Source organism: Stenotrophomonas sp. Pemsol (genome assembly GCF_003586545.1).
Lineage (GTDB): Bacteria > Pseudomonadota > Gammaproteobacteria > Xanthomonadales > Xanthomonadaceae > Stenotrophomonas > Stenotrophomonas sepilia.
The window spans coordinates 913,085-936,682 of record NZ_CP025780.1 but is presented as its reverse complement, the minus strand read 5'-3'; the positions used below and the strand labels follow the sequence as shown (position 1 = coordinate 936,682).

Here is a 23,598-nt window from a genome sequence, read left to right as displayed (position 1 = left end):
AGGTCGTACCTACTTCTTGCTCATACGTGGCTTGCAGCTTGCTGCATTCCAGCCACTCTCAAATGGCCGACCCTGTTTCAGTGCCGCCCCTGCTCCTGCTGTTTCACTAGAGAAAAACCGTCGCGTGTATCAAGGCATCACAGTCGCCGATCCACGGAAATTGAATCCCAAGATGGAGCAATTGAATTCTCCTCGAGGTAGGTCTCAAGATCCCGGAACGGAGAAACGCCGATGTCACTCAAAGAAAACCATACAGCATCACATTCGTCGCAGACAAACATCTGAACCCCACTCTCCTTGACGCGGGCCTCAAGCATCTCACCTTGCTCACAACGCGGACAAATCACGAAACACCTCACTGTACAGGATACGCAGATATTATTTTATTGGTGCCAGGCTTAACAATAATTCTTATGTTCTTCTCACCGGCAGTGCCAATTACTCGCCCCATAGGGACTATGAATGCCCCCGGATCTCCAGGCACCGCAGCGCCCTTCATCCTCCAGGCCTCGTCGATAAGAGAGATCAACTTGGATCTATCCTCAACGAAAACGGAATGCGTGACCTTTGCTGGGTTTGGAACCGTATGTGCCAATATGTGCTTGATACGATTTCCATGTATAGAGCCCATCCCATAGTCAAGCCCTCCCGGACTACTCCAAGTCCGGGTCGCCTTGTTGAAGGTCAAAGGAGTGCCAATGTTCGCACTCATTGTGCCTGCTGTTGCCTCGGCCCGAGACGCAGCTCCCTTCACAATCTGCGTCGCTAGGTCCTCCGCCAACTCGGCTGCGGTCTTGGCCCCCGGCACCTTGGTGAAAATAAGAAGAGGCGCAGCTGCAAGGCTCGCAGACTCACCATCCCCCTTCAGTACATTCTTTACTACTGAGCCCCATCCCCCGATTTCTCCACTGAAGGTTTCGAGGATCATCACTCCATCGCGGCCACGTGCACTCGTGGCGAGCTCAGCGAGCTGCCGGTTGTAGTCCAGTCTTAACGCCGCTTCGGTTTTCCCACCGTCCAGCAGTGCTTCCGTCAACAGATTGAATTCCGTTCGCCGGGTGCCAAGCAGATCCTTGTACAGGCTGTGGTCATTGCGGCGATCATTGTCCAGTTCTATGAGCCCTTCGCGCTGCTGACCATCGGGACCAACGAACGTCATTGGGTTTGAGCCAATGAAGCTTGACGCAGCAAAGTCTGACTCGTACGAGCCGTATATGGCATCTACACGTGCGTAGGCTTCGCGCAACAGACGCCCCCGCGCCACCTTGACCTGATCGCTACTACAGTTTTCCCCGCATCCGAACAGCAGATTGGCGAAGTCCTTGGCCTTTGCGGCCAGGAAATTGATCTCATCAGGATGCAACTGTCGATTGAACTGATCTCCCAGCAGCGCCGTGCCCGCACCATCGGTACCACCCACGACCCCGCCCAGCGCAGCACTGGCGAGTTCGATCAAGCTGTTGAACTCACCACTTCGCGGATCTATGCCCTGGCCTGTGAGGAAACGCGTCATTGCCTCCTTGGCCAGCGCGGCACCGGTGGCACCCGCAGCGGCGCCACTAATATCGCCGCCACTCAATGCCGCAACGGCAGCGCCTGTCAGGCCATGCAGCAAGACCTTGTTGCGCCCGCTTTCACCCCACTCGCTGATCCGCCGCAGCGCGTCTGCCTCGGCCTCGGCATCACCATTGGCGCGCGCAACTTCCAGGTCCACCTTGGCGTGGGCACTCTTCTTGGAGGCCAGATTGCCAACGGCCTTGAAACCGATCTCTCCCAGGATCTGCGTGAGTTCCTGCCGCTCCTGAACCTTCTTCTCGTCAAAGATGGGCGCAAACCCGTTGGCGTTGTCCAGACTGGTTACGCCGCGCTGCAGGTCTGCCAGCGTGCTGCTGTCTCCGTTTCTGATATCGATCGTGCCGTCGGCTACGCCGCTCCGCGTGGTGGTGTTCCTGCTGTCACCCGTCGGCATGCCCGGCATCACCGACGGGTTGAAATTGAACCCGTCTGAGGGACTCCCACCGCCACTGGTACCGCCAGTGATCGATGCAGAAAGGAACTCCGCTCGATTGTTTAGATCCTCAACCGTCAAGCTACCCGTCGACAGTAGATTCTTCGAGGAATCCGCGGTACTTGCGATGACGGCCCCGACCAGATGCGTGTTGCCCCCCACCTGCAACTGGAAGCCCCCGTCGCCAGCGGCGATTCCCGTCTGCTCACGGACGCCACGGTAGTCACTGTCAATCAAGGCGGCACTGCCGCTGGCACTACCCTCGAAGCCATAGCCAATCGTGGCTTCACCTTTCGCCGCAAGCTGCTGACTCTTGTATCTATCCGTGTCCTGTTCTGTGCGCACCGTCAGATTGCCCGCTACCTGGCCAATCACCTGGTTGGCAACCAGCTGTGCGCCCTGCAAAGTCGTGTCTCCACCACTCGCAAACGTAAGGCGATCCCCGGCCTTGATGATACTTTCGTTGTGGACGGTGCCGTTCCCGTCGGCCTTGCCACGCGCGGCATTGGCGCCAACATAGACACCGATCGCTGCACCACCGCCGCTGCTTCCACTGATCGCAACACCGATCTCTCCACCCTGGGACTGGCTTCTGCTGTCCTGGGCATAGCGATCCTCGCTGCTTCTGATCACCAGATCCTTGGCCGCCGCAAGATCTACGTTGCGACCGGACACGTTACTGCCCACCACGGTCAGATCACCGCCCGTGGCTGCGATCACCACATCGCCATCACTGTGCAATGTGCTGCCACGATGGGTCGTCTGCTCCATCGTCGTTTCCGACTGGGATCGCTGGGTTCCTGCGGTCACCCGGACGTTCAATCCGGCGCCGCCACCGCCATCGCCCGACTGCTGCCCCGCAGCCTGGGCCACCGCGATTGCACCCTGCGCCGCCTTGTACGCATAGAGCGCCTTGAGGCGATCGTCCTCGACCTCGTCTGCGCGCTTGGCGAAAGCGTACACGGCGCGTGCACTTTGAATCGTATCAACGGTCGCACCGCCCACGGCAACATTCAGACCGGACTGCCTGAAGTAGTTCCTGTCGTTGTACTCCGAGTGCTGTTCTGCTGAATCGATACGTACATTCTTGCCAAGCAACGTCATTCCGTTCTTGGAGAGAACATCGGATCCGCCGATGTGCAGCGTTTCTCCCGCCGTTAGTGTCACGCTGCCCAGCGCGCTGCCGACGATGCTTCCTTCCGCGATCGTCTCGGTCAGGGAACTGCTGTTGCCGCTGCTTCGGCTGCCGAAGGTAACCCCGAAGCTGCCATTCATCCCTCCAAGTAGCCCGGACTTCTTGCGATCGCTACTGTGCTGTTCGGAATGACTGGACTCCGCAGCAACAATACTGAGATTGCCCTTGGCAGCCATCACTACATCGCCAGTGGCCGCAATCTTGGCGCCCTCGGCTGTGATGTCACGACCTGCGCCGATGCTGATCCGCTCACCCGACAAAACCGTGCCAATGGCCAGGATGTCTTGGGTCGAATCATGCGTTGCGGTACGCGTAGTGGACGTGAGCCCACGCTTCTTGCGCTGGGTGTCTTGCTCCCAGGTATGCTCTTCCTGCGCAGATGTCAGATTCACATCACGGCCAGCACCAATACTGATCGCATCCTGTTCGCTTCGTACCTCCGCGGCTACCAGGTTCACATCGCGACCTGCACTGAGTGCGATTCCGCCGTCAGCAGACAACTGGCTGCCCCGCACCGTCTCATCACGCTGGCTGACCTGCAGCGAGCTGCGCTTGCCTGCATTGGCAAAATCCCGGCTCTCACTGTCCACCAGCCCCTGGCTGTTGATGTCCCCACCGGCCTGCAATGCCAGACCGCCCGCCGCCTTGATCTGCGCGGCGGCCAGGTTGATGTCCTTGCCGGCCGCCAGCACCACATCGCCAGCGCCCTGCACCGATGTGGCAGCGTGCGTCGTCCTGCTGCTGCGCTGATGGTTGCGTTCATCGAAGGTGGCGTCGCGGCGCTCCTCCAGCGCAATCGCGCCAACATCCAGAGTGCCGCCTGCGGCCAGCTGGGTCAGGCCGTCGGCGCCAGCGTTGCGGATCTGTGCGGCCTGCAGGCTGATGTCACCACCGGCCACCACCGACAGCATGCCGTCGCCACTGGGGTTGGTCACATACAGACCAGCAACCCGATCAATGCGGTTGGTCTCGTACTGGTAGGTGCCACCGCCCTGCTGTGTCTCCACCGTGGAGGCCACCGTGACATTGCCCGCAGCCTTGACCGACAGCGCATCGGTGGCCGTCACGGCGGCACCCACAACACGGATGTCCTTGTCCGACGACAGCCCGACGTACTGGCCGGAAATGCTGCCGCCCAGATGCTCGATGTTGCCGGCATCGATGGTCACCAGCTTGCGCCCGGCGATGTTGCCGGAGTTGACCAGGCCATTGCCCAGTTTGATATCGACATTGGCACCGGCCAGCAGTGCACCGTTGCCGTCGAGGTCTCCCGGGCGCAGGCGCAGGTAGACCTGCGGCACCAGCGCGGTGGTGGTGCTGCCATCGGCCAGGGTGACGGTCTGCTCGACCAGCCAGACGATGTCACTGGTCAGCTGTGCCATCTGCGCTTCGGTCAGCGCCACGCCGGGGCGAAGGCCCCATTCGCTGGCCACCGTGGCACCGGCCTCCAGCAGCGCGCGGTACTGCGCCTCGTCACTGGCGTAGCCGTCCAGGAAGCGGCGACCGGTCAGCTGGCCGATCTGCTCGCGCACCAGCTTCTGCTCGTAGTAGCCATCACCCAGCCGCTTCTGCACGGTATCGGGCGAGTAGCCCATCTGGCCCAGCAGGTGGTCCGAGCTCAGCCAGGTCTTGTGGTCGGTAAAGCGCGGATCGGTCTCGACCAGGTAGTGGCCACCGTTGGGATTGACGTTGAACAGGCTGGCGCTCGGCACGCGCGTGTCCGGTGCACCCATCGCGATGCGATCCGGCGATCCTCCACTGGCTGCGACCACGCGCGGCCCGGACGTACCGGTGTTGCCGCTCACGCCGCCGACGCTGCTCCCTTGCTGGGTGCCGGCGGCATCGGCCGCCTGCGCCAGCGCGCGTTCGGCACCGGTGCCGGTGGACTGGCCCGGCCCCTGCGCACCGCCGTGGCCCGGCCCATCCGGCAGCGCCTTGGGCCCCTGCACGTTGAGGTTGGCCATGGCCGAACCGTTCTGCACGTTCGGCGCGTTCCGTCCCTGGTTGAGGTTGCTCAGGTCACCGACGTCGATGCTCAACGAGCCGCCGCTGACAATGCTGCCGCCAATCTTACCGGTCACCTCGGAAATGGCCGGAGCACTCCAGGTCATCACATCCCCGCCGAAGGTGTGGCTGACGTTGGAGAACTGGTGCGTGCGATACAGCGTGGCCGCCAGGTTCTCCACCTTTGCCGCGCCGGTCAGGCCGATGATGTCCAGATCGCCGCCGGCGGCAATGCTGCCGTAGTGGTTGCGCAGGTCATCGCTGCGGATGCGCATCGCACCGCCTGACCGGATGACCGCATCGGCACCGACGCTCGGCTGCAACACATCTTCGGTCACGGTGCGCGTGGCCAGGCGATACTGCTCGTTGGCACTGGTGGAGTTGCCGCCCGCAAACTGTGGGCTGGTCAGAATGCGGTCGGGATCGTAGTCCTTGTAGGTCCACAACTGCACGCAGTTGGTCGTACAGGTGCCATACGCTGACGAGTAGGTGAGTTTGTCATCGACGTAGCGGAATGCCGGCGAATCGGGATGCAGGGTGGCCAGCTCGGCAAACGGATCGTCGGCACCAGCGGCAACCTGGTCCGGATTGACCTGGTTGTCCTGGCGGCCGACGTAGTACATCACCACCGTGCCGTCCTGCACGTTCAGCCGCGCACGCTCACCCAGCGCGGCATACAGCCCACCGCGCCCGAAGAAGTAGGCACTGGTCTGCGCGGTCAGTCGTACCACCGCACGGTGCACGGTAAAGCCATCCGGCGTGATGTGCGGCGTGTCTTCCAGGATATCGGTCGGGTTGAGGTAGTACACCTCGTGCGCCGAATAGTGACTGGTGCTGCGAATGTCCTCGGTGCCATTCTTGCCGTTGCGCCACCAGGCGGGTCGATCCATGCGCACCGGAGCGTTCACGGTGGTGGTCTGTGTGATGACCACGTTCTCGCGGATGTTGTTGACCACCTGCGCATCGATGGACAGGTTGCCGGTCACATCGATGACCGAGCTGATGTTGTCGATCCGCCCGGCAATGCCGCTGGCGATGCGATCGGCACTCAGCGTGCCGCCGATGGCAGCATCACCGCCGCTGTAGATCAGGCCCTTGCCGGTGTTCTGCAGCTCGCGCACGCCCAGGTCCAGGCGCTCGCGTGCAGCCACAGTGCCGACGCGGGTGGCACCACCGGCCTCTTCGGCGCGATTCTTCAGCACGCCGGTGGAGATCGCCACGCGATCACCATAGATGCGCCCGGTGCCAAGATTGTCGATCTCGCCGGCCTCCAGGTGGGTCAGCGCGCCATCGATCAGGCCGCGGTTGGTCAGCTGGCCACGGGCATTGAGGTGGGTCGTGCCCTGGCTGGAGATCTCACCCGAAGCCGCATTGGTGATGTTCTGGGCGTTGAGGTCGAGGTTGCCACCGCGCACCACGCCCTGGTTGTCGAGGTCGCCGGACAGGTTCAGCGACAGCGTGCCGTTGGCGATCCATTCGCCACGTTGGCGCATGCCCTGCTGCAGGGTGAGGCCGAGGTCACGCTGCGCATGCACCTGGCCATCTTCGCTGAGCGCACGTGCCACCAGGGTCTGGCTGCCATCGGCGCGCAGCAGGCCACCGCTGTTGGCGACGTTGTCCGCCTGGCTGTCCAGATTGCCGCCGGTGCTGATCACGCCGCCGGTGTTCTGCAGCTGGCCGTTGATCTGCAGCCGCGCACCGCCATCGGTGATGACCTGGCCCTGGCTGTTGTCCAGCCACTGGGCGCCGAACTGCAGCTGGCCCGCCTGCAGACCACGCGTGCCGTCGCCGCCACGGGTGTTGCGGTTGTCCACGCTGGCGGCCGTGAGGGTCAGCAGCTGGCCGGCCGCGATCGCGCCGTCGGCGTTGTCCAGGTGCCCGCCCAGGGTCAGGTCGAGGTTGCGCCCGGCCTGCACGCGACCACTGGCATTGGCCAGGCTCGCCGCCTGCAGCGACAGGTTCGCAGCGCTGGCAAGCGTTCCACCGGAACTGTTGTCGACGCGGGCCAGCAGCAAGCGTGCATCGCCTTGTGCATTGACTGCGCCGCCACGGTTGTCCAGCACGCCACCATCCAGCTGCAGCTTTCCGGCCGCCAGCAATCCACCGCTGCCGGCGGTGGCGCGGTTGTCGATGTCCTGCCCGGCCGTGTTGATGGCCAGGTCGGCCGCCGACTGCACGCGACCGCCCTGGTTGTCCATCGCGCCACTGCGAACGATCAGGTCGCCCTTCTGCGTGCCCAGCGTGCCGGCGCGGTTGTCCAGCCGCTGGCCGCGGGTATCGATGTCCAGCTGGCCGCCCAGCAGCGTGCCGCGCTGGTTGAGCAGGCCGTTGCCCTGCAACTGCAGCCGTTCGCCGGCCTGCATCGCGCCGTCGCTGTTGTCTACGCCTGCCGCCGTGGTCGCGCTCAGGTCCTTGCCAGCGACCAGGGTGCCGTGGCGGTTGTCGAGACTGCCGGCGCCCAGGGTCATCGTGCCGGTACTGGACAGCAGCCCCTGCTCGCCATTGTCGAGGCGACCGTCAACGCCCAGCACCAGCGCGCTGCCGCCCGCATGCACGGTACCGCCCAGGTTGCTCAGGCTGGCTGCGGTGAGGGTGCCGGCACCGCCCAGCAGGATGCGGCCCTTCTGGTTGTCCAGCGCCTGGCCGATCGCCAGTGTGGAGTGACCGCTGCCTGCACCCTGCAGCGTGCCCTGTGCATTGATCAGCTGCTGCGCGCTGACATCCAGCGCGCCATTGCTGGCCAGCGATCCACCGCGATTGTCCAGCACACCCTGTACGCGCAGGCGCAGCGCGTCTTCACCGGTTGCGGTGAGCGTGCCACCGGAGGTGGTCAGGGTATCGGCGGTGATGTCGACGCGGCGCGCCGAGGTGGTTGCCGCGGTCAGATCGAGGTTGGCGCCATCCAGCGCGAAGCTGCCATTGCTGAGCACGCTGCCGCCGTTGCCCAGCAGGGTCTTCGCCGAGACCTGCAGCTGGCCGCTCCCCGCGTGCTGGATCCTGCCTGCACGGTTGTCCAGCGCCTGTGCCAGCAGGGCCAGGTCGCCATTGCTGGCCAGCGTGCCACCGGCATTGCCCAGCGTCGTGGCCTTGATGCGACTGGCACCTTCGCCGCTGGCGATGATGCGGCCACCGGCGTTGTCGAGCGTAGTGGCCTCAAGGTCGAGGCGATCGGCGCCCAGCGTCGCGTCACGATGATCCACGTCGCCAGCACGCAGGGTCAGCGTGGCCGAGGAGACCAGCGTGCCCTTGCTGCCGTCCAGGCGGCCGGTGGTGATATCCAGGCCCAGGTTGCCGGCCTGGCGGATGCTGCCGCCTCTGTTGTCCAGCCGTGCGGAAGTGACCGTCAGGCGTTTGGCATTGCTGGCGATCGTGCCTTCGTGATTGTCCAGCGCTCCGGCGATCTGCAGCGTGCCGTCAGCCGTTCCGGCACCGCTGAGCGTGCCCTTGCGGTTGATCAGTTCACCGGCCTGTACATCCAGCGCGCCGTTGCCGGCGATCGTACCGCCACTGTTGTCCACGCGCTGCGCCACGTGCAGCCGTAGCATGTCGCTGCCGGTCGCGCTGAGGTTGCCGCCGGCATTGTCCAGGTGCTGCGCATCGATGGCGATGCGCTCGGCCTGGGTAATGCTGCCGGCCCCCAGCTGCAGTTGGCCGCCCTCAAGCATCAGCGACGACTGGCTGAGGATGCGGCCGCCCGCGCCCTGCAGGCCGTCGGCGTGGATCTGCAAGGTGCCGCCGCCGGCGTGTTCGATCGCCCCACTGCGGTTGTCCAGCCGTACCGCCTGCAATCGCAGATCGCCAGTACCGGCCAGGCGACCACCGTTGCTGTTGTCCAGGAGTTCGCGGGCCAGCACCTGCAGCGCACCACTGCCTGCGGCCAGCACCTTGCCGCCCTGGTTGACCAGGCTGCCAACCTGCAGCTGCACCTGGCCATTGCCGGAGATGCCGCCGCCGCTGTTGTCCAGGGTGCCGCGCACCGCCAGGGACACTCCCTGCGTACCAGCCGACTGCAGCGTGCCCTTCTGGTTGTCGATGCGACCGGCGTCGATGCGCAGGCCGCCGTTGCCGACGATCTGGCCGCCCTGATTGTCGAACGCATGGCGCACGTCCAGCGCCAGCGCCGAGACACCCTGCGAGACGATCTGGCCCTGGCGGTTGCGCAGTGCCCCGGCGTGGATCTGCACGCTCTGCGCCGATGTCGTACCACCACTCACGTCCAACTCCCCGCCGGACAGCACCAGCGCGCCGTTGCTGAGCAGGCGCCCTTCGCTGCCACGCAACGTATCGGCCTGCACGCTCAGGGTGCCGGTGCCAGCCTGCTGAACCAGGCCGTTGCTGTTGTCCAGCGTGGTCGCGACCAGTGCCAGATCGCCGTTGCCGGCCAACGTGCCGCGGGCACTGTTGTCCAGCGTCGCGGCCTTCACCGAACTGGCCCCGCTACCCAGCGACAGCAGGCTGCCGCCCCGGTTGTCCAGCGTCGCGGCCAGGATCTCGAACCCGGCCGCACTGAGCGAACCGTTGCGCAGATCGGCGTTGCCGACCGACCATTGCAGGCGGCCCAGGGTACTCAGATGCCCACCGGCGCCGGCCCAGTCGCCGGTACCCAGCTGCAGGCCACCCTCGCCGGCATGTTCGATGCGGCCACCGGCATTGCCGACCTGGCCTGCGCGCAATGCAAGCCGCGTGGCATTGGTGGCCAGCAGGCCACCGTCGTTGTTGAACAGGCCCTGCACCGTCCACGACGATGCCGCTTTGCCGGCGTGGCGCAGTTCACCACCGCGGTTGTCGAGCGACTGCGCATCCAGCCACAGGTCGCCGGCCACGCTCAGCGCACCCTTCTGGTTCGACAACAGGCCCACCTGCAACGCGGCATCGCCATGCACCTGCAGCATGCCGCCGTCATTGCGCAGCTCACCCCCGGCCTGCAGCGCGCTCACGCCCAGGCGACCGCCGCTGTTGTCGAGACCGTTGCGTGCGACCAGTGACACCGTGCCGCCGTTGCTGATGCTGCCGCCGTCGTTGTCCAGCGTACCGGCGATGGCGATCAGGCCCTCGGCCATCGGTACCACCGGCGAGGTCGGCGTGCCGGTCGAGCCACCGCCGGCACCCGGCGTCCCCGTACCCGGGCTACCGGTTCCCGGCGTTCCGCCGCCACTGCCCGGCAACGTACCGCCCCCCGGGCCACTGCCGTTGCCACCGGACGCTACGGCATCCAGTGCACCCAACAGGCCATTGCTACGGTTGCTGGCTGCGTCGGCCTTGAGCGCCAGCGCCTGCACACCAGTCTGTTCAATGGTGCCGCCATGGTTGCGCAGGCCCTGCGCCTCGACCCGCAGGCGCTGTGCGTTGAGCTTGCCGCCGCTGTTGTCCAGCGTGCCGCCGGTGTCGATCGCAACCTCGCGCGTGGCGGCGATGGTGCCGGCATTTGCAAGATCACCGCGCGCCTGCACGCGCACGTTCTGCCGCGACTGCAGGGCGCCGGTGTTTTCCAGCCGGCCATCCACCGTCACCACCAGCTCGCCGGCCTGTGCGCCAATGCTGCCGGCATTGCGCACGCCCACGCCGTGCTCGTTGCCGACCAGCCAGATCTTGTTGGCGAACATGCCGCCCAGCGCGCCAACGTCCAGCGCGAAGGCCGGTGCCTCGCCGCTGGCCGCGGTCGCGCTGGCCTGGCTGTGGTCGGCACTGACTACGTTGTTGCCCAGCGTCGCCTGCAGCTGGTTGGCCCAGATGCCGGCGTTGACCTGCAACGAACGGGTGATCAGGTCGGTGTAATCGGCACGGCTGGTGTCCAGGCCCTGACCATCGATCTGGATCGCGCCCCCTGTGACGCGGTAGCCCTCAAGTGCGCCTGCACCCGTGAACATCGGCGTGCCGGTGGTCAGGGTCACCCGGCTGGCATTGAGGAAACCGCCGCCATTGACCTGGATCCCGGCCGGGTTGGCAATGATCACCTCGGCGCGCTGCCCGGCCACTTCCACATAGCCGTTGAGCCGGCTGGCCGGACCATTCACTTCATTGAGGATGACCCGTGCACTGCCGGTGGCAAGCCACGGGTTGCCCTGCACCCAGCCACCCAGTTGCGTCTGCACCTGGCCGCGGGCGTTGTTGAGGATGACGCCATCGCGGCCCACGTCGAACTGCGAATAGCGGTTGCGCGACACACCCGCTGCCGACGGCGTGGTGATGTTCACCATCGGCACGCCATTGGGTGCCGTCACCATCGTCGGCCGTTCACGGCCCGGCGCATTTGGATCGGAAATGATGCGCGCATCGGACTGCGCCAGCGCAGGCGTTCCCAGGCTGACCCAGCCCAGTGAGCACATCAGTGCGAAGCCCAGCGGCGACAGCGCAGCGCTCTGCCGGCCCGGCACATGGCCGACCAGGCCACCGCCGCCCTTCACCAGCTCCGAAGCCACCTGCCAGACGCGCAGCGCGCGGTTGAAAACCAGACGATAGATAGTGTTCATGTCACGTGTCCCTGTGGCAGATCAGTAGCGCCAGGCCAGGCTGAAGCCGAATGTGGTGTAGTCGGTGGGGAAATGGGCGGGTTTGCGCAGCGCCGAACCCACGAAGCCATCCCAGGAAAGCTGCTGCCAGCCGCCGCGCAGGCCCAGTGCCATGCCGGCCAGGTCATGGCCGGACTGCCACTGCGCGGATGGGCCGCCGATGCGGCCGTAGTCGGCAGCCACGTAGAACTCCTGGCCGCCACCGATACCGAGCGAAAGATCGTTGCGCAGCGACCAGCCACGCTCGCCGCTGAGCGAGCTTTCACCGTCGAAACCGCGCACGGTATAGCGGCCACCGATGGCGAAGCGATCCTGCGGCGAGAGTGGCGTGCGGTTCCACTGCGCTCGCCATGCGGCGGTGTAGCGCAGGCGCTGCCTACCCAGCTGGAACGGCACGCTGAACTGCGCGTCGGCAGTGATCAGCTTCATCCGCGAGGTGCCTTCCAGCAGCAACGTCGGGTCCCACAACTGCGCCATCTCTTCCGGCGAACGCAGTGCGTGGAAGGCGCCCGTGCCACGCCGGTAGGCCACGCTGGCATCGAGCGTGGCAGTGCCGATGAACTGTTTGTGGGTCAGGCCCAGTTCCCAGCCAGCGGTGCGGCGGCGCTGCACTTCGATCTCGGTATCGTCGATGTAGTTCTTCGACTCGCGCTGCCAGCCGCGTGCGTAGGCACTGAACTTGATCTTGGCATTGCGCAGCAGCAGCCGGTCCACCCGCGCTTCGGCGTTGCGGCTGCGGCCACTGTACTCGTAGCGTTCAAAGGCACCGACCACGTTCTGGCTGTAGTCGTAGGCGCTGGCAGTAGCACCGAACAGCCAGTAGCCGTAGGGCACGTCGTAGTGCGCGGTCCAGCTGTCGGTGTCCTTGCCGCGGCCGTTGAACACGCCACGGCCCGCACTGACGTAGAACAGCTCGTTCAGGCCCAGCGGATTGTCCAGCGACAGCGTCGCGTTGGCCTGCAGCTTGCCGGTGCCGCGGCTGCCGGCATCGTCCAGGGTGACGCTGGCGCGTACCGGTGAACGCTGCGTCCAGTCGATCTGCAGGTCGCTCTGGCCCGGCACCGCGCCCTCGCCGTCGGCCGGCGCGATCTTGATGTCGGCACTGACGGTGGGCACGCGCTGCAGGTTCTCCAGGCCCTGCTCGATGTCACGCAGGTTGAGCAGGTCGCCACTGCGGATCGGTAGTGCACTGGCGAGGGCCGGATGCCGTCCCTGCGGATCGGAGAACGCAGCCTCGCGGAACCGGCCCGGCACCACCGACAACGCCAGCGTACCCTGGTTGAGGTCCTGCGGTGCCGACAGCACGCGCGTGGTGACATAGCCACGGGCGATGATCGCGTTCTGCACACGCTTCATCACCACGTTGATGCCTTCGGTTCCCAGGCAACGGCCAGTGGCCGGATCGTCCGTCGGGTCGGCCGCCGCCAGTGCCCAGCCGAAGCGCTGGCTGTCTTCGCCTTCCAGCACGATGCGATCGATGCGTACGCACGGGTGCTCCTGCGCCGGCAGGCGGTCGCTCTCCTTCTGCGCGTCCCGCTCCAGGCGGACGTCGGGACGTTGTTCCTGCTGCTCGCGCAGCACGCGTTCGCGCTCCTGCTGCCGCAGCAGTTCCTGCGCGGCGGGATCACCGGCCTGCTGGGCGGTCGCCGGCCATGCGGCAACGGCGAGCATCAACGACCAACCACGATGGAGCCTCGGCCCCGGGTGCTTCTTCCCTGTTTCCACGCTACGTTCCATTCGAAATCGTCCTGCCAGCCGCGGTGCTGCAGGAACGTGAACCGAGGCTGCGCCACCATGGACAGCCACGGCATCGCGCGACAGGCGCAATGCCGCAGTACAGATCGGCCGGCGCGGGAGTTTCTGAAGGATGAATTTCCGCAGGGCGCGCGTCAGCCCGGTGCAAGGGCTCGCGGCAAAGCGTTGGCAGGTTGCGGAACGAGCGTTCGCCTCGTGCCTGCAAAGCGGCGCATGCGGCTGCACGACAGCCGTGCAGCGAAGTGCAGCCGCGAAGTATGCGGTGCACGGCCCACGCCCGCAAAGCGAATCCGTTCAGCCGCACACGCCCTGCGCGCGGGTCACGCTACAGTCGGCGCATGACCATCGTCCTACAGATTGAAGGCGCCGCCATCGATGACATCGCCAGCCTGTACGCGGAGATCAACCGCGTGTTCATGGCTGGCGAGGCGTGGCAGCTCGGGCCAAGCCTGGATGCGCTGGACGACCTGCTGCATGGCAGTTATGGCGCGTTGGCCGGCCAGGCGCAGGCCACGCTGATCTGGCGCGATATTGCCCACAGCCGCACGGCCCTGGGCATGGAGACCACCCGCCAATGGCTGCTGGCAAAGCTGGACACACCGGGCAGCTTCAATACGCAGGCCATTGCCCACCAGCTGCAGGCCCTGCAACGGGGCGAAGGCCCGACCTACTTCGAGATCGTCATGGAGATTTTCACCAGCCACCGGCAGATCACGCTGGTCCCGGCCTGACTCCTTTCCGTGCCGTACCGGCCTGCCACCGGTGGCGGCAGCCCTGCGCCCCAGCAGTTACCATGGACGGCCCTGTACGCGCTCCGCTGCCGCTGCCCTCCGGCGCGGCCGGATGCCCTGATCCACGAGTCCCATGTCCAAAGACAAGTCCGCCGAACATACCCCGCTGATGAAGCAATTCTTCGCAGCCAAGTCCGAGTACCCGGACCTGCTGCTGTTCTTCCGCATGGGCGACTTCTACGAGCTGTTCTACGACGATGCGCGCAAGGCCGCGCGCCTGCTCGACATCACCCTGACCCAGCGTGGCAGCTCCGGCGGCGCGCCGATTCCGATGGCCGGCGTGCCGGTGCATGCCTACGAGGGCTACCTGGCAAGGCTGGTGGCGCTGGGCGAGTCAGTGGCGATCTGCGAGCAGATCGGTGACCCGGCGCTGGCCAAGGGCCTGGTCGAACGCAAGGTGGTGCGCATCGTCACCCCCGGAACCGTCACCGACGAAGCGCTGCTGGACGAGCGCCGTGACACCCTGCTGATGGCGCTGTCGCGCACGAAGCAGGGCTACGGCCTGGCCTGGGCCGACCTGGCCGGTGGCCGCTTCCTGGTCAACGAAGTGGAAACCGACGACGCCCTGGAAGCCGAACTGGCCCGACTGGAGCCGGCCGAGCTGCTGGTGCCCGACGAAGAAAACTGGCCGGAATTCCTGCGCCAGCGCACCGGCGTGCGCCGTCGCGCCCCCTGGTTGTTCGACGCCGACAGCGGCCGCCGCCAGCTGCTGAACTTCTTCAAGCTGCATGACCTGAGCGGCTTCGGCATCGATGACAAGCCGCGCGCGACCGCTGCCGCAGGTGCCCTGCTCGGCTATGTCGAGGAAACCCAGAAGCAGCGCCTGCCGCACCTGACTTCGATCGCGATGGAAACCGCTGGCGAGGCGATCGCGATGAATGCCGCCACCCGTCGCCACCTGGAACTGGATACGCGCGTCGACGGCGATACCCGCAATACCCTGCTGGGCGTGCTCGACAGCACGGTGACGCCGATGGGCGGCCGCCTGCTGCGGCGCTGGCTGCACCGCCCGCTGCGCCTGCGCGAGGTGCTGGTGCAGCGCCACCATGCGGTGGAAACCCTGATCGATCGCGGCAGCGACGCCGACATCCGCGAACAGTTCCGCCGCCTGGGCGACCTGGAACGCATCCTCACCCGCGTCGCACTGCGCTCGGCGCGCCCGCGCGATTTTTCCACCCTGCGTGATGGCCTGGGGCTGCTGCCCGCCGTGCGCGAGGTGCTGGCGCCACTGGACTCGCCGCGCCTGCAGGCCCTGCACGCCGCGCTGGGCGAGCATGACGCGTGCGCGCAGCTGCTGGCCAGCGCCATTGCCGAAATGCCGCCACTGAAGCTGAGCGACGGCGGCGTGCTGGCCGACGGCTTCGATGAAGAGCTGGACGAGCTGCGCCGCCTGTCCACCCATGCTGACCAGTTCCTGGTCGATCTGGAACAGCGCGAACGCGAAAGCAGCGGCATTCCCACCCTGAAGGTGGGCTACAACCGCGTGCACGGCTACTACATCGAGATCAGCAAGGGCCAGTCCGACCGTGCGCCGGTGCACTACACCCGCCGCCAGACGCTGACCAATGCCGAGCGCTACATCACCGAGGAACTGAAGGCATTCGAAGACAAGGTGCTGTCCGCGCGCGACCGTTCGCTGTCGCGCGAGAAGTACCTGTACGAGCAGCTGCTGGATACCCTTGGCGCGCAGCTGGAACCGTTGAAGCAGTGCGCCGCTGCACTGAGCGAACTGGATGTGCTGGCGGCCTTCGCCGAACGCGCGCAGGCGCTGGACTGGTCGCGGCCGGAACTGGAAACGGCACCGTGCCTGAAGATCGAGCGTGGCCGCCATCCGGTGGTCGAAGCGGTGCGTGAGCAGCCGTTCGAACCGAACGACCTGGACCTGCATCCCGACCGTCGCATGCTGGTCATCACCGGCCCGAACATGGGCGGTAAATCGACCTACATGCGGCAGAACGCGCTGATCGTGCTGCTGGCCCACATCGGCAGCTTCGTGCCGGCCAGCCGTGCGGTTATCGGTCCGATCGACCGCATCCTGACCCGCATCGGCGCCGGTGACGACCTCGCCCGCGGGCAGTCGACCTTCATGGTCGAGATGGCCGAGACCAGCTACATCCTGCATCACGCCACCGCCCATTCGCTGGTGCTGATGGACGAGATCGGCCGCGGCACCTCCACCTACGACGGCCTGGCGCTGGCCGATGCGGTCGCACGTCACCTGGCCTACCAGAACCGCTGCTATACGCTGTTCGCGACCCACTACTTCGAGCTGACCGCGCTGGCCGACGAACAACACGAGGGCGGCCGCAGCGGCATTGCCAACGTGCACCTGGATGCCGTCGAGCACGGTGAAGCGCTGGTGTTCATGCACGCGGTGAAGGACGGTCCGGCCAACCGCAGCTTCGGCCTGCAGGTGGCCGCGCTGGCCGGCCTGCCGCGCACTACCGTGGCGCAGGCACGGCGGCGCCTGGCCGAGCTGGAGCAGCGCGGCGGTGAAAGCCATGCCGCCGAGCTGGCGCCGCAGGCATTGGATGCGCCGCAGCAGTTCGGCCTGTTCAGCGCCCCGGCCAGCAAGGCGCAGGAAGCGCTGGCGGCGATCGACCCGGACGAACTGACACCCAAGCAGGCGCTGGAAGCCCTGTACCGGTTGAAAGCGCTGCTGTAACTGCAACGCATAGAGACGGCCTCCGGCTGCCATGCAGGAGGCCTCTTGAAAGTCTCTGCAGATCCGATTTTGCGTTTCAATTGACAGAATCTATCAATCTGAACGGATCATTCGATTATTCATTTCATCTGGCCCTAGCTAAAGTCGAGTGAAGATGTTCCACCCCGTCTTCACCCGCAGGAGCCAGCCATGAGCCAGTCCGATAACAACAGTCCCAAGTGCCCGTATCACACCGCTCCGTCGCCGGCAGAAGGCGCCCAGCAGCAGCGTGAGCTGAGCACGACGCCGAAGCAGAAGCACGGCGACGATCCGGTCACGCCGATGACCACGGCCTTCGGCGCACCGGTGGTGGACAACCAGAACAGCAAGACCGCTGGCCCGCGCGGCCCGCTGCTGATGGAAGACGTGTGGCTGCTGGAAAAGCTGGCCAACCTCAACCGCGAGATCATTCCCGAGCGCCGCATGCATGCCAAGGGATCGGGTGCGTTCGGTACCTTCACCGTCACCCACGACATCAGCAAGTACACCCGCGCCAAACTGTTCGAGAAGGTGGGCAAGCAGACCGAGATGTTCGCGCGCTTCACCACGGTGGCCGGCGAGCGTGGTGCCGCCGACGCCGAGCGTGACATCCGCGGCTTCGCACTGAAGTTCTACACCGAAGAAGGCAACTGGGACCTGGTCGGCAACAACACGCCGGTGTTCTTCCTGCGCGACCCGCGCAAGTTCGCCGACCTCAACAAAGCGGTCAAGCGCGACCCGCACACCAACCTGCGAAGCGCGCGCAACAACTGGGACTTCTGGACGCTGCTGCCCGAAGCCCTGCTGCAAGTGACCGTGGTGATGAGCGACCGCGGCATTCCGCGCAGCTTCCGCCACATGCATGGTTTCGGCTCGCACACCTACAGCTTCACCAACGCCGACAGCGAGCGCTTCTGGGTCAAGTTCCACTTTGTCAGCCAGCAGGGCATCGAATCGCTGACCGACGCGCAGGCGCAGATCCTGGTCGGCCATGACCGCGAAAGCCACGGCCGCGACCTGTTCGACGCGATCGAGAAGGGCGACTTCCCGAAGTGGAAGCTGTTCATCCAGGTCATGCCGGAGCTGGAGGCGGAAACCTACCGCATCCATCCGTTCGACCTGACCAAGGTATGGCCGAAGAGCGACTACCCGCTGATCGAAGTGGGCCAGTTCGAACTGAACCGCAACCCGGTCAACTGGTACCAGGACGTGGAGCAGTCGGCGTTCGCACCGAGCAACCTGGTGCCGGGCATCGGCCCGTCGCCGGACAAGATGCTGCAGGCACGCCTGTTCGCCTATTCCGATGCGCAGCGCTACCGGCTGGGCGTGAACCACCACCAGATTCCGGTGAACGCCGCACGCTGCCCGGTGCACAGCAATCACCGCGATGGTGCGATGCGCGTGGATGGCAACTACGGCGGCCTGCCGCATTACGAACCGAACAGCTACGGCCAGTGGCAGGAACAGCCGCAGTACCGCGAACCGCCGATGAAGATCCGCGGCGACGCCGACTTCTGGAACTTCCGTGAGGACGACGCCGACTACTTCAGCCAGCCCGGTGCGCTGTTCCGCAGCTACAACCAGGCACAGAAGGACCGCCTGTTCGCCAACACTGCTCGCGCCCTGGGCGATGCACCGGACTTCATCAAGCAGCGCCACATCGACAACTGCAGCAAGGCCGACCCGGCCTACGGTGCCGGCGTCGCCGCAGCCCTCAAGGCGCTGGCCAGCCAGCCATCGGATCCGTTCAAGCCGGCGCAACCGGAAGCGGACTTCCCTACTGCGACCCCGGGCGCGGAAGACATCGAGCTCTGATCGCCCTCCCCGTGTACGGCACGCCGCCCCCCTGTGAGGCGGCGTCGCCGTTTTAACGGTCCGCGTCGTACCTTCTGCACGCCCCACCCCAATCAAGGAATCCGCAGATGAGCCTGACCGATGAACTTCTCGCCAAACTGCAGGGCGCGCCGCTGCAGCAGGTCTCCCAGCAGCTCGGTATCAGCGATACCCAGGCCTCCGGTGCGATCAGCGCCGCACTGCCGGTGCTGATGGGCGCGCTGGGCAACAACGCCTCGCAGCCACAGGGCGCACAGGCGCTGCTCGGCGCACTGCAGAACAACCACAGCGGCCTGGACCTGGGCAGCGTGCTCGGCTCGGTACTGGGCGGCGGTGGCGGTGGTGCCGCCAGCGATGGCGCCGGCATCCTCGGCCACATCTTCGGCGGCAGCCAGCAGAAGGTCGAAAGCGGGCTGGCGCAGGCTACCCAGCTGGACAGCGGCCGCACCAGCCAGTTGCTGCAGATCCTCGCACCGATCGTGATGGCCTTCCTCGCCCAGCGTCTCGGTGGCGGCCAGGCCGATGCCGGCTCGCTCAGCCAGGCGCTTGGCCAGGAAAAGCAGCACGTGCAGCAACAGGGTGGTCTTGCCGGTGGCCTGCTCGGCAGCCTGCTGGACCAGGACGGTGACGGCCAGCTCGGCGTGGGCGATCTGCTGAAGATCGGCGGCAGCCTGCTCGGCGGCAAGCGCTGACGCCTGCGGGCGCCGGACCCGGCCCGGCGCCGCATCATTTACAGCGCGTCAATATCGCCCAGCGCGCGGATCAACCGGCGCGCGCGCTTGTCCGGCTTGTGCTCCGGCGGCTGGAACCCATCGCGCGCGGCGATGCGCAGCGCACGCTGTTCGGCACGACGCGCCTTGGAGGCCTCGCTCTCGGCATACAGCTGCTGCGCCGTCGCTGCGGGCCCGCGCTGATCGCTCAGGCCGAGCACCTGGACCTCGAAATGCTCTTCACCACGGTCGACCTGAAGCTGCTCGCCCACGCGCACCGCGCGTGAGGATTTCGGACGCTGCCCGGCAACGCTGACCTTGCCGGTCTCGATCGCCTGCTTGGCCAGGCTGCGGGTCTTGAAGAAACGGGCCGCCCACAACCAGATGTCCAGGCGGACACTGGGTGACAGCGGGGAAAGCTCGGGCATGGGGGCAGGCTACTCCAGTGGCTTGTTGAGGGGACGCGGATTGTCCGGGTCGGCCCGGCAGCCGGTGCCGCCGATCAATGGCCGCCCCCCGGAGGCCAGGTCCTGGCGCTGGCTGCCGACCAGACACTCGGGACGGTCGGTTGGCCGGATCTGGGTATCACCCAGCCGGTCGTCCATCGAACATGCGGCCAATACGACGCTGATCAAGGCCAGCGCCAGCCTCCGCTCCACCTGCAGTCGTTGATGCATTGCCACATCCCGCAAACCGGCTTGGTGCTAGTGTGCGCCTCCCGGGATTCGATCACCACTCCATGGCCAAGGCACCGCTTGACCTGACCTCCGGCCCGATCGGGCGCAATCTCCTGTTGTTCTCCCTGCCGATCCTGGCGGGCAACATCGCGCAGTCGCTGAACGGCTCGGTAAACGCGGTCTGGGTCGGGCGCTTCCTCGGCGAGGCGGCGCTGACCGCCACCGCGAACGCCAACAACATCATGTTCTTCCTGATCGGCTCGGTGTTCGGTTTCGGCATGGCCTCCACCATCCTGATCGGCCAGGCGATCGGCGCGCGCGACATCGTGCAGGCGCGGCGCGTGGTCGGCACCAGCGCCACCTTCTTCATCGGCCTGTCGGTGATCATCGCCCTCGCCGGCTGGTTCATGGCCCATCCGCTGCTGGCGGCGATGGGCACGCCGGCCGCTTCGCTGCCATTGGCCGAGGCCTACCTGCAGATCATCTTCCTGGCGATGCCGACGCTGTACGCGTTCGCCTTCCTCACCGCGGCGCTGCGCGGTGCCGGTGATTCGCGCACGCCGTTCCGCTTCCTGATGGTGTCGGTGGCGCTGGACATCGTGCTGAACCCGGTACTGATCTTCGGCATGGGGCCGTTTCCCGCGCTGGGTATCGCCGGCTCGGCGTGGGCCACGCTGGTCGCGCAGACGCTGTCGCTGGCCGGCCTGCTGCTGTACATGCGGCACAAGCGCCACACCCTGTGGCTGGGCCGCGCCGACATGCGCCTGTTCAAGCTCGACATGACCATCCTCAAGGCGCTGGTGGTCAAGGGCGTGCCGATGGGCCTGCAGATGGTGCTGATCTCGCTGTCGGTGATCCTGCTGATGACCATGGTCAACCAGTACGGGACCGACACCGGCGCGGGCTACGGCGCTGCCCTGCAACTGTGGAACTACCTGCAGATGCCAGCGATGGCGATCGGTGCAGCGTGCTCTTCGATGGCCGCACAGAACGTGGGGGCGCAGCGCTGGGATCGCGTGCGCGGCACCGCGCGCCAGGGCGTGCTGTTCAACTTCCTGCTGACCGGCGCGTTGATCCTGCCGCTGGTGCTGTTCGATCGCCAGCTGCTGGCGCTGTTCCTGCCACCGGCCAGCCAAGCGCTGGAGATCGCGCGCCACCTCAACCACGTAGTGATCGGCTCGTTCCTGTTCTTCGGCGTCAGCTTCGTGATCTCCGGCGTAGTGCGCTCCACCGGCGCGGTGATTCCACCGCTGCTGATCCTGGCTGGCTCGCTGTGGGGCGTGCGCGTGCCGTTCGCCGAACTGCTGCAGCCGTACTGGGGCGCCGATGCGATCTGGTGGAGCTTCCCGGTCAGCTCGCTGGTGTCGATGCTGCTGTCGCTGGCGTATTACCGCTGGGGTGGCTGGCGCAAGGCGAAGATGATCGGCAAGCCCTCGCATGCCGAAGAACTGGCCACGCCCTCTGAGATTCCCGCCTGCCCACCCTCGCCGGTGGCCGACCCGGATGCGGCACTGGAGCGGTAGTGCCGGCCGCTGGCCGGCAACTTCAAACCCCTCCGCAAGCATCGCAAAGCAGCCGGCCAGCGGCCGGCTCTACCGCTTCTTCGCCGCCGCGGATTACCACGGTAGTGCCGGCCGCTGGCCGGCAACTTCAAACCCCTCCGCAAGCATCGCAGAACAGCCAGCCAGCGGCCGGCTCTACCGCTTCTCCGCCACCGGGGATTACCACGGTAGTGCCGGCCGCTGGCCGGCAACTTCAAACCCCTCCGCAAGCATCGCAAAGCAGCCGGCCAGCGGCCGGCTCTACCGCTTCTCCGCCACCGGGGATTACCACGGTAGTGCCGGCCGCTGGCCGGCAGCTTCAAACCCCTCCGCAAGCATCGCAGAACAGCCAGCCAGCGGCCGGTTCTACCGCTTCTTCGCCGCCGGGGATTACCACGGTAGTGCCGGCCGCTGGCCGGCAACTTCAAACCCCTCCGCAAGCATCGCAAAGCAGCCGGCCAGCGGCCGGCTCTACCGCTTCTTCTTCGCCGCGTTGAGCGTCGCCGCCGCGCGCAGCAGCGCCTTGAACGCAGCGGCATCCGGCATCGCGCCTTCATGGATGTCGATCGCACGCCGCGTGTTGCCGTCCAGGCTTGCGTTGAACAGCCCCTTTGGATCGGCCAGCGCCGCACCGTTGGCGAAGGTCAGCTTCACTGCCTGCTTGTAGGTCTCGCCGGTGCACAGGATGCCGTTGTGCTCCCACACCGGTGTACCCCGCCATTTCCAGGTTTCCTGCACGTCGGGCAGCGCTTCATGGATCAACGCACGCACGCGTGCCAGTGTTTCACCGCGCCAGTCTGCCAACTCGGCGATGCGTGCATCGATCAACTCGGCGGCCGGTGTTCCGGCATCGGCCGGGTTGGGGGCATGCGTGGCCATCAGGAGCTCTCGTCGGGAAAGGAATGAGAAGGTCGGGGTTACATGCGCTCGCCGGGCAACGCGGCGGCCTGGCGCACCCAGTCGAGGAACTGTGCCTCATCCAGCAGGCCGTCCTGCGGGATGTGCAGGTAACGCGTATCGGCGCTCCTGGACGGCTCGGGCGGCACTGGCGCCAGTGCCGCGCCACGGAAGAACGCCACCTTGATGTAGCGGGTGAAGCAATGGAAGCTGAGAAACCACCCTTCGCCCGGCGCAACCGCATACATCGGCGAGTTCCACTTCACCGCCTTGTGCACCCCAGGTACGGCCTGCTCGATCAATGCATCCAGTCGCGCGCCGATCGGACGTTTCCAGTCCGGCATGGCGGCGATGTATGCCTGCACCGGCGCATCGCCCTCGCCCTTGGCGATCTGCGGGTTGCCACCGGACAGCAGCGTGGGCGCAGTGGAAGGTGCGGTTCGCTTGGCAGGCATCGCACGCTATGTCCATCGGGATGAAGCTGCAGCCTAGCGCGGGCCCGCCGTGTGGTCACGGCGCAGTGCGCCATCGGCTCAGTCTGCCTGCCGTGCGCGGAACCGTCGCCAGTCCGGCAGCTTGCGGTGGCGGCGCAGCGAGCGCATCAGCGCCGCCATCACCATGCCGAACAGCACGCCAGCCGACAGGCCGGCCACCAGCAACAGCGCCAGCGGGCGCTCGCTGCCCTGCCACAGCATCAGCCACATCAGCGCGGTCCAGAACAGCCCGAACAGCAGGCCCTGCACCAACGCGTTGGTAGCAAATCCGGCCAGGATCGGCGGCGGCAGTGCAATGCCCAGGCGCCACAGCAGGCGATGCAGCAGCGGTGCCGACTGCACGCGCGCCAGCCCCTGGCCGTCCAGGAAGCGCAGCGCCGACTGGATCACGGCAGGATAGCGCGGGTTGATGTCGCTCATCACCTGATCGTGGCCGATGCGATGCCGGAAACGCAAACGGCCACCCGAAGGTGGCCGTCGCGGCAACAACCGAAGTTGTTT

12 protein-coding genes are annotated in these 23,598 nt (G+C 66.0%); 5 read left to right on the top strand and 7 right to left on the bottom strand.

The features are described 5' to 3' along the window. Nucleotides 1–355: 355 nt before the first annotated feature. Nucleotides 356–11,677 carry a hemagglutinin repeat-containing protein gene (locus PEM_RS04290; RefSeq protein ID WP_240431586.1) on the bottom strand — a complete coding sequence of 3,774 codons (11,322 nt, stop codon included), beginning with the start codon at nucleotides 11,675–11,677 and terminating at the stop codon, nucleotides 356–358. Between the two features lie 21 nt (nucleotides 11,678–11,698). Beyond that, the gene (locus PEM_RS04285) at nucleotides 11,699–13,453 is read right to left on the bottom strand and encodes a ShlB/FhaC/HecB family hemolysin secretion/activation protein (protein ID WP_095377786.1); all 1,755 of its coding nucleotides are present in this window, start codon (nucleotides 13,451–13,453) and stop codon (nucleotides 11,699–11,701) included. Between the two features lie 356 nt (nucleotides 13,454–13,809). Between PEM_RS04285 and PEM_RS04280 the strand changes: the two genes are divergently transcribed. The 4 genes from PEM_RS04280 to PEM_RS04265 all read left to right on the top strand — a co-directional run bounded on the left by PEM_RS04280 (nucleotide 13,810) and on the right by PEM_RS04265 (nucleotide 19,470). After that, a complete protein-coding gene (locus tag PEM_RS04280; RefSeq protein WP_111127961.1) occupies nucleotides 13,810–14,202 on the top strand; it encodes a barstar family protein in 393 nt (130 codons plus the stop codon). A gap of 133 nt (nucleotides 14,203–14,335) precedes the next feature. Next, complete coding sequence (gene mutS / locus PEM_RS04275) at nucleotides 14,336–16,927, top strand: DNA mismatch repair protein MutS (RefSeq protein ID WP_111127962.1); 2,592 nt, start codon at nucleotides 14,336–14,338, stop codon at nucleotides 16,925–16,927. Nucleotides 16,928–17,248: 321 nt separating this feature from the next. Further along, nucleotides 17,249–18,760, top strand: a complete 1,512-nt coding sequence (locus PEM_RS04270; RefSeq protein WP_188248333.1) for a catalase — start codon at nucleotides 17,249–17,251, stop codon at nucleotides 18,758–18,760. Nucleotides 18,761–18,867: 107 nt separating this feature from the next. Beyond that, the gene (locus PEM_RS04265) at nucleotides 18,868–19,470 is read left to right on the top strand and encodes a DUF937 domain-containing protein (protein ID WP_065178082.1); all 603 of its coding nucleotides are present in this window, start codon (nucleotides 18,868–18,870) and stop codon (nucleotides 19,468–19,470) included. A gap of 38 nt (nucleotides 19,471–19,508) precedes the next feature. Here PEM_RS04265 and PEM_RS04260 read toward each other — a convergent pair whose 3' ends face one another. Further along, the gene (locus PEM_RS04260) at nucleotides 19,509–19,916 is read right to left on the bottom strand and encodes an RNA-binding S4 domain-containing protein (protein WP_005415742.1); all 408 of its coding nucleotides are present in this window, start codon (nucleotides 19,914–19,916) and stop codon (nucleotides 19,509–19,511) included. Nucleotides 19,917–19,925: 9 nt separating this feature from the next. Further along, nucleotides 19,926–20,165: a hypothetical protein gene (locus PEM_RS04255; RefSeq protein WP_111127963.1), complete on the bottom strand. Its 240-nt coding sequence runs from the start codon at nucleotides 20,163–20,165 to the stop codon at nucleotides 19,926–19,928. Between the two features lie 62 nt (nucleotides 20,166–20,227). Here PEM_RS04255 and PEM_RS04250 point away from each other — a divergent pair, with 62 nt between their 5' ends. Then, nucleotides 20,228–21,688 (top strand): MATE family efflux transporter, encoded by a 1,461-nt coding sequence (locus PEM_RS04250; RefSeq protein ID WP_111127965.1) that lies wholly within the window; start codon nucleotides 20,228–20,230, stop codon nucleotides 21,686–21,688. A gap of 489 nt (nucleotides 21,689–22,177) precedes the next feature. Here PEM_RS04250 and PEM_RS04245 read toward each other — a convergent pair whose 3' ends face one another. The 3 genes from PEM_RS04245 to PEM_RS04235 form a co-directional block, all read right to left on the bottom strand. Beyond that, complete coding sequence (locus PEM_RS04245; protein WP_111127966.1) at nucleotides 22,178–22,585, bottom strand: DUF1801 domain-containing protein; 408 nt, start codon at nucleotides 22,583–22,585, stop codon at nucleotides 22,178–22,180. 38 nt (nucleotides 22,586–22,623) lie between these two features. After that, a complete protein-coding gene (locus PEM_RS04240) occupies nucleotides 22,624–23,058 on the bottom strand; it encodes a DUF1801 domain-containing protein (protein WP_005415738.1) in 435 nt (144 codons plus the stop codon). 78 nt (nucleotides 23,059–23,136) lie between these two features. Next, entirely contained in the window at nucleotides 23,137–23,517 is a 381-nt protein-coding gene (locus PEM_RS04235; protein WP_072166884.1) for a DUF6404 family protein, read from the bottom strand. Between the last annotated feature and the right edge of the window lie 81 nt (nucleotides 23,518–23,598).

What these genes read in the sequence shown, in the direction of transcription:
- PEM_RS04235 (WP_072166884.1), bottom strand. Translation starts at nt 23,517, where the DNA reads ATGAGCGACATCAACCCGCGCTATCCTGCCGTGATCCAGTCGGCGCTG.
- PEM_RS04240 (WP_005415738.1), bottom strand. Translation starts at nt 23,058, where the DNA reads ATGCCTGCCAAGCGAACCGCACCTTCCACTGCGCCCACGCTGCTGTCC.
- PEM_RS04245 (WP_111127966.1), bottom strand. Translation starts at nt 22,585, where the DNA reads ATGGCCACGCATGCCCCCAACCCGGCCGATGCCGGAACACCGGCCGCC.
- PEM_RS04270 (WP_188248333.1), top strand. Translation starts at nt 17,249, where the DNA reads ATGACCACGGCCTTCGGCGCACCGGTGGTGGACAACCAGAACAGCAAG.
- PEM_RS04250 (WP_111127965.1), top strand. Translation starts at nt 20,228, where the DNA reads ATGGCCAAGGCACCGCTTGACCTGACCTCCGGCCCGATCGGGCGCAAT.
- mutS (WP_111127962.1), top strand. Translation starts at nt 14,336, where the DNA reads ATGTCCAAAGACAAGTCCGCCGAACATACCCCGCTGATGAAGCAATTC.
- PEM_RS04290 (WP_240431586.1), bottom strand. Translation starts at nt 11,677, where the DNA reads ATGAACACTATCTATCGTCTGGTTTTCAACCGCGCGCTGCGCGTCTGG.
- PEM_RS04260 (WP_005415742.1), bottom strand. Translation starts at nt 19,916, where the DNA reads ATGCCCGAGCTTTCCCCGCTGTCACCCAGTGTCCGCCTGGACATCTGG.
- PEM_RS04280 (WP_111127961.1), top strand. Translation starts at nt 13,810, where the DNA reads ATGACCATCGTCCTACAGATTGAAGGCGCCGCCATCGATGACATCGCC.
- PEM_RS04285 (WP_095377786.1), bottom strand. Translation starts at nt 13,453, where the DNA reads ATGGAACGTAGCGTGGAAACAGGGAAGAAGCACCCGGGGCCGAGGCTC.
- PEM_RS04265 (WP_065178082.1), top strand. Translation starts at nt 18,868, where the DNA reads ATGAGCCTGACCGATGAACTTCTCGCCAAACTGCAGGGCGCGCCGCTG.
- PEM_RS04255 (WP_111127963.1), bottom strand. Translation starts at nt 20,165, where the DNA reads ATGCATCAACGACTGCAGGTGGAGCGGAGGCTGGCGCTGGCCTTGATC.